General features: G+C 33.5%; 13 protein-coding genes and 1 pseudogene. 7 read left to right on the top strand and 7 right to left on the bottom strand.

Annotated features, from left to right (window positions below):
- Positions 1 to 44 precede the first annotated feature (44 nt).
- The 6 genes from FLA105534_RS15310 to FLA105534_RS15285 form a co-directional block, all read right to left on the bottom strand.
- The gene (locus tag FLA105534_RS15310; RefSeq protein ID WP_173966990.1) at positions 45 to 1,376 is read right to left on the bottom strand and encodes a DUF58 domain-containing protein; all 1,332 of its coding nucleotides are present in this window, start codon (positions 1,374 to 1,376) and stop codon (positions 45 to 47) included.
- A 106-nt stretch (positions 1,377 to 1,482) separates the two neighbouring features.
- A complete protein-coding gene (locus FLA105534_RS15305; RefSeq protein ID WP_173966989.1) occupies positions 1,483 to 2,493 on the bottom strand; it encodes an AAA family ATPase in 1,011 nt (336 codons plus the stop codon).
- A 39-nt stretch (positions 2,494 to 2,532) separates the two neighbouring features.
- Positions 2,533 to 3,744: a DUF4350 domain-containing protein gene (locus tag FLA105534_RS15300; protein WP_173966988.1), complete on the bottom strand. Its 1,212-nt coding sequence runs from the start codon at positions 3,742 to 3,744 to the stop codon at positions 2,533 to 2,535.
- Positions 3,737 to 4,510, bottom strand: coding sequence for a DUF4129 domain-containing protein (locus FLA105534_RS15295; RefSeq protein ID WP_173966987.1), 774 nt, complete (start codon positions 4,508 to 4,510; stop codon positions 3,737 to 3,739). Before FLA105534_RS15295 ends, FLA105534_RS15300 begins: the two co-directional genes overlap by 8 nt.
- The gene (locus FLA105534_RS15290; RefSeq protein WP_173966986.1) at positions 4,503 to 5,453 is read right to left on the bottom strand and encodes a hypothetical protein; all 951 of its coding nucleotides are present in this window, start codon (positions 5,451 to 5,453) and stop codon (positions 4,503 to 4,505) included. The genes FLA105534_RS15295 and FLA105534_RS15290 overlap by 8 nt, the downstream gene beginning before the upstream one ends.
- Positions 5,453 to 6,418, bottom strand: coding sequence for a stage II sporulation protein M (locus tag FLA105534_RS15285; RefSeq protein WP_173966985.1), 966 nt, complete (start codon positions 6,416 to 6,418; stop codon positions 5,453 to 5,455). The genes FLA105534_RS15290 and FLA105534_RS15285 overlap by 1 nt, the downstream gene beginning before the upstream one ends.
- Before the next feature lie 20 nt (positions 6,419 to 6,438).
- Here FLA105534_RS15285 and FLA105534_RS15280 point away from each other — a divergent pair, with 20 nt between their 5' ends.
- The 7 genes and pseudogenes from FLA105534_RS15280 (at position 6,439) to FLA105534_RS15250 (ending at position 12,867) form a co-directional block, all read left to right on the top strand.
- A complete protein-coding gene (locus FLA105534_RS15280; protein WP_173966984.1) occupies positions 6,439 to 7,182 on the top strand; it encodes an RDD family protein in 744 nt (247 codons plus the stop codon).
- Between the two features lie 187 nt (positions 7,183 to 7,369).
- Positions 7,370 to 8,233: a hypothetical protein gene (locus FLA105534_RS15275; RefSeq protein WP_173966983.1), complete on the top strand. Its 864-nt coding sequence runs from the start codon at positions 7,370 to 7,372 to the stop codon at positions 8,231 to 8,233.
- A 91-nt stretch (positions 8,234 to 8,324) separates the two neighbouring features.
- Positions 8,325 to 8,927, top strand: coding sequence for a trimeric intracellular cation channel family protein (locus tag FLA105534_RS15270; RefSeq protein ID WP_173966982.1), 603 nt, complete (start codon positions 8,325 to 8,327; stop codon positions 8,925 to 8,927).
- A 172-nt stretch (positions 8,928 to 9,099) separates the two neighbouring features.
- On the top strand, positions 9,100 to 10,050 hold the full coding sequence (locus FLA105534_RS15265; RefSeq protein WP_246253252.1) for a FemAB family protein: 951 nt from the start codon (positions 9,100 to 9,102) through the stop codon (positions 10,048 to 10,050).
- Positions 10,047 to 10,604: pseudogene (locus FLA105534_RS15260) on the top strand (DegT/DnrJ/EryC1/StrS family aminotransferase); the annotation flags it as partial. The gene FLA105534_RS15265 and the pseudogene FLA105534_RS15260, both read left to right, overlap by 4 nt.
- 66 nt (positions 10,605 to 10,670) lie before the next feature.
- The gene (locus FLA105534_RS15255; protein WP_173966981.1) at positions 10,671 to 12,134 is read left to right on the top strand and encodes an oligosaccharide flippase family protein; all 1,464 of its coding nucleotides are present in this window, start codon (positions 10,671 to 10,673) and stop codon (positions 12,132 to 12,134) included.
- On the top strand, positions 12,121 to 12,867 hold the full coding sequence (locus FLA105534_RS15250; protein WP_246253251.1) for an acyltransferase: 747 nt from the start codon (positions 12,121 to 12,123) through the stop codon (positions 12,865 to 12,867). Before FLA105534_RS15255 ends, FLA105534_RS15250 begins: the two co-directional genes overlap by 14 nt.
- Before the next feature lies 1 nt (position 12,868).
- On the opposite strand, the gene FLA105534_RS15245 is transcribed toward FLA105534_RS15250, so the two are convergent.
- On the bottom strand, positions 12,869 to 13,768 hold the full coding sequence (locus FLA105534_RS15245) for a glycosyltransferase family 2 protein (RefSeq protein WP_173966980.1): 900 nt from the start codon (positions 13,766 to 13,768) through the stop codon (positions 12,869 to 12,871).
- Positions 13,769 to 13,821 lie beyond the last annotated feature (53 nt).

Raw genomic sequence — 13,821 nt, 5'->3', positions numbered from 1 at the left:
ACTTTTGACAAATCATTTTTTACAAAAAAAAGCATTTCTCACTTCTACAAAATTCCTCTGGCTTTAATTTCCAAATATTTATTGATAGCGTCCAACGTCAGATTTTCGGGTTGTGTTAGAACGGAGTGTATGCCATATTTTTTGAGTTCGTTAGCAATTAAACGCTTTTCGAACATGAATTTTTCAGCGATCACTTTGTCGTAAATTTCCTGAATGGTATCCGTTTTTTTGTTGATGATCGCATTGAGTTCTGTATTGCTAAAGAAAACGACAACCAATAAATGACTTTTTGCAATTCCTTTTAAATAAGGCAACTGTCGGTTTAAACCGTCCATCGTTTCAAAGTTAGTGTATAAAATGATTAAACTTCTTTGATTGATGTTTTTCTTGATGTCTACGTACAAACGGCTGTAGTCACTTTCGAAAAAATCGGTTTTGATATTGTATAAGGTCTCCAGAATTTTTTGCATCTGAGAGGCTCTTTTTTCGGCAAAAACACGGTTTTCTACTTTTTTAGAGAACGAAAAAATTCCTGCCTTGTCCTGTTTTTTCAGAATTACATTCGACAAAACTAAGGTTGAGTTGATCGCATAGTCCAGCAAACTCAGTCCGTCGAAAGGCATTTGCATGGATCGGCCTTTGTCGATTGCCATGTATACAGATTGTGATTTCTCGTCCTGAAACTGATTCACCATCAAGGCATTTTTCTTGGCTGTGGCTTTCCAGTTTAGCGTTCTGAGGTCGTCACCCTGAACATATTCTTTAATTTGCTCAAATTCCATAGTGTGACCAATTCTACGAATCTTTTTGATTCCGTATTGGTATAAATTATTCGAAAAAGCTAACAAGTCATATTTTCTTAATTGGATATAAGACGGATAGGTGGGAACCATTTTGTCTTTATCGAACGAAAATCTTCTGGAAATTAGTCTTAACGGTGATGAAACATAAACGTTCAGATAGCCAAAGTAATATTCTCCACGTTCTGTAGGTCGCAATTCATAGCCAATTTCTTTTTGCTCAGAGGCTTTAACGGTCTTTATAATTTTGAAATCACGTACCTGAAACTGAAACGGAATTTCGTCAATAATTTTGACTGAAATTTTAAATGTATAATGGTTTTTGATACTAATCGTAACAGGATTTAGGTCCCCGTTCGAAAGTTTTTCCGGTGTAGTTCTTTCTGCTTCAATACCCGTTTTGCTAAGATAGAGCAGGAGTACATCGAGCCCCAAAAAAGTCAATAAAATTAAAACGATAAACCAAACTGCGTTGTACAAATTTGGAAAAATAAAAGCACAAACAAACAATCCAATAATGCCCAGAAGCACATAGAAGAAAAAGTTATTGAGGTATAGGCTTTTGATGAATTTCACGCTTTAAAAAGGTTTCAGGTTTTTATTGTTTCAAGTTTCAAGTTTCAGTTCTCAGTCTCAGTCTCAGTTTTCACTGTGTACTGCCACTGAAAACTGAGACTGAAGACTATCTCGGAATCTCAACAGTCTCAATAATTTGCCTGATAATTTCCGAACTCGTGATGCCTTCCATTTCGCGTTCAGGGGCTACAATTACACGATGCTGTAAAACCGGAATGGCAGCATCTTTAATGTCTTCGGGAGTAACAAAATCACGTCCGCGGATGGCAGCAAAACCTTTGGCAGCATTTAGAATAGCGATTGAGGCACGAGGAGAGGCTCCTAAATAAAGGAAGGCGTTTTCACGGGTATTGACTACAATTCGTGCAATGTATTCCAATAAATTTTGCTCTACTCTGATTTGTTTTGCCAAAGCCTGATATTCTTTTATTTCAGCAGCAGACAGTATGGTTTTGATGGCTTCCAGTTTTCCATGATCCTGTAGTAAATGCTCTCTTTGGATAATCAGAATTTCTTCGTTTAGTTTCGGATAATCTATGGTGATTTTGAATAAAAAACGGTCTAATTGCGCTTCCGGCAAGCGGTAAGTACCTTCTTGTTCGATTGGGTTTTGGGTGGCAATTACCAAGAATGGTGTTTCCAGTTGGTAGGCTAATCCGTCGATCGTAATCTGGCGTTCGTCCATTACTTCAAAAAGCGCGGCCTGTGTTTTGGCAGGAGCACGGTTTATTTCATCGATTAAGATTAAATTGGAGAAAATAGGGCCTTTTTTAAATTCAAATTCAGATGTTTTTAAATTAAAGATCGAAGTTCCCAAAATATCCGACGGCATTAAATCCGGTGTAAATTGGATACGGCTAAAGCCAATGTTCAGGGTTTTGGACAAAAGTTTGGCCGTGATGGTTTTTGCAACTCCCGGAACTCCTTCGAGTAAAACGTGTCCGTTTGATAAAATAGCAACCAAAAGCTGATCGATCATCTTGTGTTGACCTACAATTACGGTTTCAAGCTCTTTTTTAATCGCGCTAACGTGATCTAAAAGTGGAGCTAAGTTTATTCGGGTTTCAAAATTTACATTTTCATTTGTGATTTCGGGTGTTGTATTGCTATCGTCCATGATGGGTTTGTTTTCTTTATATTGAGTTCGGCTGTTTTTTTAATGTAAAATCTTTTCTATCGCAGTATTGATTCGGATTAAATCTTCTTCAAGGCTGCCGTGATAACTATTTCGATGTTCGTTGATCAGGAATACAAGTTGCTGAATATCGGTTACATTTTTACCTGTTTTATGATGCAATTTTTCAATAAAACTATCGTCCAGTTTTGTGGTATCGATTAGGTATTCATTTCTAATTTTTTCTAAAAAGTAAATGATTTTTTTATCAATAATATTGGTATGATCGCCTTCCTGATAATATAAATTTCCGATGGTTTTTGTAAAATCGACGGTTAAATTGGGCAAAGGTTTTAATATGGGAACAATTCGCTGTTTTCGTTTGGCATTAAAAATAATGAAAATCAACATTCCAAACAAAAAGAAATACCAGGCCCACTTTAAACCGGGCTGGCTTAGAATGTAACGTAAAGGCGATTCAGAGATACTCTCATTATTTTGTCCTTTGGTGTACCAAAAAATATCTCCCTTGGGTAGGCAAGACAGGACATTTTCGGCATATTCATAATTATTTGCTTTCAGTAAGTTATAGTTTGTAAAGGCAACCGGTTGCGTGTGCAGATAAAAATGCCCCTGATGATAAGGAACTTTTATAAAATTGATATGCTTTTTTGACTTTTTGAATGAAGCAATCTGATAGCCTAAAACGGTTGTATTTGCAGTGTCAATTTTAGAAAAATAGTCCTCTAAGGTCTGTGCGAATTTATACTTTTTCTTCTTCAGTTGTGGATTAGCCAGCCAAACGGTTGTACTGCCAGAGCTTTGATAATCGGAATTTACTTCGACTTTTAAACTGTCTAACAGGTACTGTGGAAAGGTTTTCATGCTCAAAAAAGCATTGTTTCCACGCGATACAAAATAAAAAAGCTCGTTTACAGACTCTTCGTCAATCGTATTTAATTCGGAGATGTTTATAAAAGTTCCTTTTATTTTATAGTTTTTTACGAGAGTATCATTGTCATATTTTGAATCTAAATATTCATAAGGCGTTAAAGTCGAAATGCGTTCTACAGCATGATTTTTAAAAAAGCGATTGATTTCTTTGTCAAAAACATAAAGTCCAAAAGGAATTTTGTCATTAACAGAGTAGGTTGGTCGCCAGTCAATAGGTTTTGGCCGATCGTGATCTGCTACCAAAATTAAGGTCAGAATAAAAACCAGTACAGCAATATAAATTTTAAGTGTTTTACTCATTGCTAAACGTTTTTATGGCATTCTTAAATCGGTTTTCGGCCTTTTTAAAAGTGATCTCATCAATTTCAAATTCACCGTACCAGATATAGTTATACAGATAAGACAAATAGGTGAATTCTTCTTTGTGTGCGGGTTTTTGAAGTTCGTATAAATAATCAGAATTGGTTTTTTCGATATCCCATTCGATGTAGTGATTTTGTGCCATCACTTTTAAAAGCCAGAGATAATAATAACGAACCGCCGTTCTTTTTTCTCCCGATTGTAAACATTCTTTAATCAGTTTATCAAAATCTAATAGATGTATGTTCTTTTCTATTTCTGAATAGTAAATGTTTTTCTTTTTAGCATTTTTTCCAAAAATCCACTGTCCTTCTTTATTAATTATGGCTTTTACGATTAAATAAATAACAAAAATGATGATTAAAACGGCTACTACTTTTAATAAAACCGAGACAAAATTAATGGACGTCTCAGGGCTTTCAATTTTAAACCAATCTCCAAAAAGACTCGCAAGCCACTCTTTAAAGCGCTGCCATAGGCCTTTTTCGGGAGTTTTGAATTCGTAAACAAAACTTGAACCCGTGTATTTTTTTTTGAAGTTTTTAGCGAAACTTTTAATTTCTATGGTGTCGGAATCTATCCGAATATCTTTTTCAGTGTATTTTACGGAGGTTATTTTCGGAGGTTCGGCTGTAGCCAAAGTATCCTGAGCACGAGTAATGCCCGAGAAAAATAGAAAAGATAAAAGGAATAGAATTTTATTCATTATCGGTTCCGATTAACTCAATGTCGCGATTTGAAATTTTCTCTTTTGCTCCCAGGCTATAATACATAATTCCCTGATTGACCATGATCATGTTGTTGAAGATATTGCTTAATGTAAAGATCAGAATAAACATCGAAGTCAGAAAGAAAACCAAGAACGGAGAATCGCCCATAGCTTCTGGATTGAACTCTGAAGTACCCATAGCGGTCAGGAAAACCATAAATATTCCGATAAAATAGAAAACCATCGTGATAGATCCCTGAATCATCTGCATCATAATGATGACTAAAAAAGTTGCACCTATGGAAGTCCAGAAATCTTCTCTTAACAAAAGATAAGCGTGATTTAAAGACTGGAAGAAACCTTTATCTTCTGTCAGGTAAGCATAAAAACTAAAATTAACCCAGGTAAATAAAGTGGGGATGGCAATTAGCAGCAATGGAATACCAACGATTAAAAAGCACAGGAAGAATAGTAAAATTATAACAACAAAAAGCATTGGAACGACCAAAAATATAAGTCCAACACAGAATTTGATTATTTTCCAGAGGTTTTGTCTAAAGATCGCTACGACATCTGCTGTCGTGAAGCTGCTTTTGTTTTTTTGGTCGATTAGTTTTAAATACAGAATGGGATAAGTCGAATTGAAGAGCGATAAGGCTATTATAACAACAAAAAAAATGACGATAAAACCAATCAAAAGGCCAAAATTGTCATTGAAATAACCAGCAAGATTATCAGAGTCCGGATGGTTTAGACTTTGGTTAAATATGGCTTGAAAATTACTTTTTAAAAAGAAAAAGACTAAAGTGCCTACAATAAGCAGGAAGGCTCCATTGATGATAAAAAAGATTTTAAAAAAGTGTTTTCCAAAAGTTTTGAAAAAGCTAAAGGTATCTATGATATAGTCGCCTAACTGTCGTTTTTTGTAAAGTTCAAACATTATGATAAAGTTGTTTTTTTGTGAACAATAAAAGGGTAAATCAAATAATAAAATGATATTATGGCTAATGTAAGCAAAATGATAAAACTACTAAGCCAGTTGGGCATATCAATTGAATATCGGGTAATAAAACCTTCCAGAAAACCTGCGCTAATGGTAAACGGAAAGGTACTCAGGAATATTTTAAAACTATTTTTGAAACCTATTTTAAAGGAATTCATTCTCGAGAAGGTCTTTGGAAACAGTATAGAAGCTCCTAAGATAAAACCGGCAGTAGTTTCGATTACAATTGCAAAAATTTCCATGGCTCCATGAATCCATATTCCGCGGACGCTTTTCCAGAAAACACCCTGTTCATAGAAGAAATACTGAAAAGACCCCAGCATAATGCAGTTTTGGAGGAAGATATAAAAGGTGCCAAGACCGCCAAAAATTCCATAAATGTAGCATCGCGCTCCTACATAAAGGTTGTTCATGGTGATACCAATAAAACTTCCCCAGTTGCTTCCGGAGCCATATACAGCCATCGGATCTCCTTTTTTGATATTTTCTAAGGTCATATTAACATAACCGTCACCCAGAATGAGGCGAACAAAATCGGGATCGTATCTTGCGGAGACTACGCCAATTCCTACCGTGATAAAGAACAAAACAAAAGCGTACATTAAATAGCGTTTGTATTCATAAATAAGCAACGGAACTTCAGTAATAAAAAATTCCAGAAACTTATTTTTTTCTGTTCTTTTGGTTCTATAAATTTTCTGATAAATTTGTGAGGCGAGATGATTGAGGTAAATAACGGTTTTGCTCTTTGGATAATACGTTTGAGCATACGACAAGTCATTCATCATCTGAATGTACAAATTAGCTAACTCATCCGGATTTTTTTTAGCTTTACCAAAAATAGCTAGCTCAAATTCCAGCCATTTTTCTTTATTTTGTTTTATGAAGGCGACTTCTCTCATTGTAGGCTAAAATATAAAATATGTCAGAATTATCTATAAATACAACACAAAATGTCAAAATAAATTTTATCGCCGCAACGGTAGGAGAAAGAATAGGTTCTTATTTCATTGATTTGGCTATTAAATTGGCCTATGTGACTGTAATTTCTCTTATATTTTTTTACGGTTTTAATTTTGATAGAGTCCTTGACAGCTTAGACAGCTGGTCGAGAGCATCGGTACTTTTGCTACTGTATTTTCCCTTTATAATTTACACATTAATCTTAGAAAGTATTTTTGAAGGACAGACCATCGGAAAGAAACTAGTAAAAATAAAAGTTGTTAAAATTGATGGTTATCAGGCAGGCTTTGGTGATTATTTAATGCGTTGGTTTTTTAGACTGGTTGATATTTCGATTCTGGGAGGAATCGTAGGTTTAATATCAATAATTTCAAGTCAAAAAGGACAACGATTAGGAGATATGGTTGCCGGAACAGCTGTAATTACATTAAAAAATAAAATCAATATCAGTCATACCATTTTGGAAGAAATTGGAAATGCTTATGTTCCGACTTATCCTTTAGTAATTAAATTGTCGGATAATGATATGCGAATTATCAAGGAAACTTTTCAAAGTGCATTAGCCAAAAACGATCATGAAATTATTTATAAACTGGTGTCCAAAATAGAGAGTGTTACAGGGATTAAAAATCAGTCAGGAAATAATAATGATTTCTTAAGGGTTATTCTTAAAGATTATAATTTTTATACGCAGAATATGTAGACGTAAAATGCATGGTTAAAAGGGGGTTATGACAAATATCATTTTTTTTACATCAGAAATATTTTAATTTTACTAGTGTTAAAATCAGTTTATCACATGTTAACTAATATATAGCATGTACTATTTGTGTTTTAAAAAGGAGGGACCGAAAATCCATAAGAGTAGGATCATTTAATTCAGAGAAATAATGAAAATTACAAAGATTTTTGCATTTATAATGTTACTAATTTCTGTTGCCAATTTTGCTCAGACCGGAAGTAAAAAACTGGATAAAATTATAAAAAGAGATTATCAGATTATTGAATGTACGGTTGCGAAAATGTCGGATAAAACGGTTGAATATTCTTTGCCGGGAGAAACAGTGCAAATTTCGCTTGATGTATCTCAAATTGCCAGAATTGATTTCGCCAGCGGTCGTTCGCAAACTTTCGATGTGTCTGTAAATACAGCAGTGTCAAGTACTACGAGTTCCGCTAATTCAGGTCAGACTATCGCTACGGCAGAAATGAAAGCCAATACAATTGCTGTGCTGCCTGTACCTTATGTGAATTCGGGTACTTTAGAAAGTTCAGAAGAAATGGCAAAATTTGCTCAAAATGATCTTTATAATAAACTGTTGGATAAGTCTTCCAATCTATTTCCGTTAACCGTCCAGGATTTAAGAGTAACAAACAGTTTGTTGCATAAAGCTGGAATTGATTATAAAAACATTGATGAAACGCCAATCGAAGATCTTCAGAGAATTTTGGGAGTTGATAATATTATAGCAACAAAAGTTTCATATACCATAACAGAAGGTTCTATAGCTTCAACTTATAACAGTGGAAGTGCCAAAGTGAGTGATAACAATAAGAAAGTGAAAACGAGCGATATTTCAACTACAAGCGCAAGTACACAAACGTATTATCACTATACGGTTTATTTTGACATGTATAAAAACGGAACGAAAATTTACTCTGAAACGCGTAAGCCATTCTTAAACATAAAAGACAGTTGGATGGATTCTGTTTCTTATCTGTTAAAAAGAAGTCCAATTTATGTTAGAAAATAAATTCTCAGACAGAAGAGTCTTTAAAGAATAAAAAACCAATTTAACCTTTGTACCTTTGCAGCTCTGTATCTTTGCAGCTAAAAAGTAAAAAATGTTTCATTTATTAGATCTTATCGGTACCATGGCTTTTGCTATGTCGGGAGCTTTGACAGCGATGCATAAAAAACTGGATCCGTTTGGAGTTTTTATCATTGCTTTTGTGACGGCTGTTGGTGGCGGAACACTCCGTGATGTATTGATAGGCAGAACACCCGTAGGATGGATGTTGGATTTGCAGTATGTATATGTAATTATTGTTGGTTTTGCCTTTGCCATTCTCTTCAGAAAGAAGTTTGACCGATTGCGTACGTCGCTGTTTCTGTTTGATACGATCGGGTTGGGTGTTTTTACTTTAATTGGGCTTGAAAAAGGAATTATGATTGGTTTGCATCCCGCTATCTGTATCGCCTTAGGAACCATGACAGCTTGTTTTGGTGGTGTTATCAGAGATATTTTGTGTACCGAAATACCAACGATTTTTAGAAGAGAGATTTACGCAACCATCTGTATTTTTGGTGGAATTGTATTTTTTATCCTGAAAAAACTGAATTTAGAAGATGATATTTTGTATTTAGTCACTTCCGTTGTGATGATTATTGCACGTTTGCTGGCTGTAAAATACAAATGGTATTTGCCGGCATTTGAACACAAATAAGATTTTTTAAACGATATTAGCGTGCTGAAAATTTAAGAGCCGCGAATTCACAAACGTAATTTAAATTTTTGTTACCAATAAAAATTAAATTTGTGAATTCACGGCTCATTTTTTTTAATAAGTTTGTTCGAGTAAAACGCGGAAGCAGAACTATAAAACGACCACCAGGACCATGATGAAATATACTGTAAGGAATTATCATAAAGGCGATTATGAGATTTGGAATGCATTTGTGGCTCAGGCTAAAAACGCAACATTTCTATTTCATCGTGATTTTATGGAATATCATCAGGACCGTTTTGAAGATTTCTCACTTTTGGTTTTTGAGAATGATAAGTTAAAAGCAATTTTACCGGCGAATAAAGCTGGAAATTCGGTTTATTCACATCAGGGATTGACTTATGGAGGTTTGATATTCTCAAATAAATTGAAAGCGGAGAATGCGGCATTGATTTTAGATGCCATCTTAGCTTATTTAAAAGAGACTGCCGTTGCAACTTTTTACTATAAACCCATTCCAAACTTTTATTTTCCCGAAGGAAATCAGGAGATGGACTTTTTTTTATTTAAAAACAATGCCGTTTTAGTACAAAAAGAAATGAATTTGGCAGTTAACCTGAAATTACCTTTGCGTATCTCCAAAAGTAAATTGAAGCATTTCAGACGAATTGAAAACCTTTATCTGGAAATTGTAGAAGAGCAGTATTTTCAACCTTTTTGGGAATTAATTCTCGAACCTAGATTACTGGAGAAATTTGATGCTAAACCGGTTCATAAGTTGAAGGAGATAGACTTTTTGAAACAAAAATTCCCTCATAATATTAAACAATACTCGGTTTACCAGAATGATGAGATTATTGCGGGAATTACTATTTTTGAAACTGAAAATGTTGTAAAATCGCAGTACGGTGCCACTTCAGAAAAAGGTGAACAAGTTAGGGCTCTTGATTTTTTGTTTATTAATTTAATACATAAATACAAGCGTAAAGGCAAGCATTTCTTTGATATGGGGATTGTAAACGGAGAAAATGAAAAAGGTTTTAATTCGGGACTTTTGACACAGAAAGAAGAATTAGGCTGTACAATCTATAATCAAGATTTTTATAAAATTGCTATTAAATGATACCGTTTCTGGATCTTGAAAAAATAAACCAACCATACGAAACTGCCTTTCAGGAAAAACTGGAAGAGGTTTTAGATGATGGCTGGTACATATTAGGAAAAGAAGTAGCACTATTTGAAAAAGCTTTCGCAGCATATTGTCAAGCCAAACATTGCATTGGAGTGGGGAATGGTTTTGATGCTTTAGTATTGATTTTTAAAGGGTATATTCAGTTAGGAAAACTCCAAAAAGGGGATGAAGTACTTATACCGGCAAATACTTATATAGCAAGTATTTTGGCTGTTTTACAAGCAGATTTGATTCCGGTTCTGGTTGAACCAAAGTTAGAAACATACAACTTAAACCCGGATTGGATCCGAGAGAAAGTCACTCCAAAAACAAAAGCCATCTTAGCGGTTCATTTGTACGGACAATTGGCCGAAATGGACAGAATAAATGAAATTGCAGATCAGTATAATTTCGTTGTAGTAGAAGACGCGGCACAATCTCATATCTTAGAAAAAAAGCTAGAAGCTAAAAAATATAATCTAAAATCGGCAATTGAAGTAGATTTTATTATTAAAATTTTGAATCAATATTAATTCGTGTCTGGCGGTAGAACATATCAGCAAATTCTAAAAATGACGTCACTTTTTGGTGGTGTCCAGTTTTTTACGATCTTAATTTCGATTTTAAGAACTAAGTTAATAGCTGTTTTTATTGGCCCTGAAGGAATGGGAGTTATTACGTTGTTAAATTCAACTTTAAGTGTAATAAATAGTATTTCGGGTTTTGGAATAGAAACCAGCGCTGTGAAAAATATTTCCGAAAATTATGGAAGCGGGAACCTAAAAGAAGTTTCCACTACCATTCAGGTTGTAAAAAAGATTGTGTTTTTTACAGGTGTTTTAGGAATGATACTCACAATCCTTTTCTCGAAAGTATTGAGTATAATTACTTTTGGAGATTCCAGCCAAACATATTCGTTTGTATTTATTGCGGTTACAGTTTTATTTAAGCAACTATCGTCAGGTCAATTGGCTATTTTACAAGGTTTGCGAAAAATGAAATTAATGGCAAAAGCGAATTTGTTTGGAAATCTTTTCGGGTTGCTTTTTTCGGTTCCTCTGTATTATTTTTTACGGATTGATGCGATACTTCCAACCATTTTGATTGCTTCTTTGGCAGCCCTTGTTTTTTCTTTTTATTATTCAGGTAAAATTAAAATTAAGCAGGAAAAAGTTTCGAAAGATTTTTTTCTAGCAGAAGGTAAAACAATAATGAAACTGGGATTCATGTTGACCATTAGTAGTGTTTTAACACTATTATCTACTTATTTGGTTCAGGTTTTTATAAGTAAAAATGGGGGATTGCAGCAGGTAGGTTTTTATAATGCAGGCTTTACTTTATTGAACTCGTATGTTGGAATTATTTTTACCGTGATGAGTACAGATTATTTCCCGAAGTTGGTTTCAATTAATTCTGATAATGAAAAAATAAGATCGAGTGTAATGCAGCAGGCCTTTGTTTCAATTATCATCATAACACCAATTATTGTTTTATTTTTGACTTTAATTTCGATCATCATACCCATTATTTATACGCCAAATTTTAACGTCGTTATCCCGATGGTTTGTTTTGGAATTTTAGGAATGTTGTTCAGAGCTGTTTCATGGGCTATGGGTTTTATTTTGATTGCTAAAGGAGATTCCCGAATATTTATTAAAACAGGAATAGGTTTTAATGTTTTGTCTTTAGTAATGAATGTTTTTGGTTATTATTTTTACGGATTAGAAGGTTTAGGTTGTAGTTTTTTTCTTTACTTTTTATTTCATTTTATTGGATTAAAGTGGATTACAAAGAAAAGATATGATTTTTATTTTGACAATGAATTTTACAAGATATATTTTGCTTGTTTTATAATAAGTGCTGTTACATTTTTACTGCGATACATTGAAAATTCGACTTTAAAGTATATTTTAATGACATGGATGGTTTTGATTTCTATTAGTTTTAGTTGGTATCAAATTAGTAAAAAGGTAAATTTGAAAGAAATGGTAATGTCATTAAAATCTAATAAAAAGAGCAATAATGATTCAAAGTAGTTATAGAAAATTTCAGTCTTTTTATCATAAATTCAGTTTTTACTATTCGGTAAACTGGAGTAAGACATTGTATTTTAATTTTAAAAAATTTCCTTTTCAGATCGCTAAAAAACTTCCTGTTTTCTTTTATGGCAGAGTTAAGTTTACTGCTATTTCGGGTGAGATTCAAATTGAAGGAGATATTCAAAAAGGAATGATTGGATTTGGTCAGCCTTACGAGCTGGATTCACTTCATAAAGGTATTGCCGAAGTTTATGTTTTAGGAAAACTTGTTTTCAAAGGAAAATTTCAGTTTGGTAAAGATTATTTTATTTTTATTGGGGAAAATGCCTATTGTGAATTTGGAAATATGGCCTCTATGGGATCAGGAGGGAAATTAATTTGTACAGAAAAAATTGTTTTGGGAGATTACGCCCGTTTTGGTTCTCAGGCTCAAATTATTGATACCAATTTTCATGATTTAATCGATACGCAGACAGGAGAAAAACTTCAAAAAACAAGTCCTATTTTTATTGGAAATTACAATTTTATAAGTAACAGAGTTACGATTCTAAAAGGAGCCCGGACGCCTGATTTTTGTACCATTGCCTCTAACAGTTTGTGTACCAAGTCGTATGATGCTTTAGGCGAAAATGTTTTAATTGGAGGAGTTCCCGCTAAGTTAATCCGAGATAATATTTCAAGAGACTGGGAAGGAGAAAAACAACAATTAAACGATTTTCTTACTGTTTAGATTAAGCAAACAGAATTCGGAAGCGTTGCTTGATTTCAAGCAAAAGGTATTTCAGTAACAATTTAAAATCAGACATTTTATAAGCTAAAACTATTTCAAAGTGCATTCTCTTTAAAATGGTTTTGTGCTCATTTTTATTTCGGTTTAAGCGAATTGCCTTTTTGAGAATCAAATAAGTAGAGTGATTTATTTTTCTGGATCTTGAATCGTTTTTAATAAAAAAATGAGTTCCTAACGATGTTTCTATGATTCTTTTTTTAATTAAGATTTTGTCGATATAGTCAAATTCATAAGAGCGCGAGGCGCGAATCCAAATATCTAAATCTTCATACCCTAAATTCTCGTCGTAGCCATTCAAAGCATCAAAAACAGACTTTTTTATCATCGACGAAACTGAACAAATACTATTTCCACCAGAAAGCACGCTTAAGTAAATATCTCCGGTTTCTCTATTTTCTATTGTTTTCTTTGAGTTATCAACCGGAAAATAATAAGAATCAAAATTGCCATTTTCTGTAATCAATTCAACATTGCCATAAACAACACCAAGGTTTTTAAATGAACTGTTTTTGAATGTATTAATTTGTGATGAAATACAATCCGGAAGTAAAATATCATCTGCGGCGAGATCAATAATATAATCACCTTTTGCAAGTCGTAAGGCTTTATTGAATGATTTTGTATTTCCCAGATTGGTTTTGTTGTCAATGAATTGAACCTCCGGATAATTGATAAGCCAGTTTTTAATTGTTTCTCTTGAATTATCTATGCTAAAGTCATCTACAACAATCAGTTCAGTAAAAGGATAGTCCTGATTGATGACCGAAAGTAAACTCTCTACAACAAATTTTTCGTGGTTATAACACAAGCAAATTACGGTTACTAATGTTTTATCTTGCATATTGTTTTTAAAGAGTTATATATTTGATACGAAAATAAGAAATCACAAATGAT

The organism is Flavobacterium collinsii, from assembly GCF_902804485.1.
Taxonomy (GTDB): Bacteria; Bacteroidota; Bacteroidia; order Flavobacteriales; family Flavobacteriaceae; genus Flavobacterium; species Flavobacterium collinsii.
The sequence above is the reverse complement of the archived record's forward strand: the minus strand, read 5'-3'. Positions and strand labels throughout refer to the sequence as shown.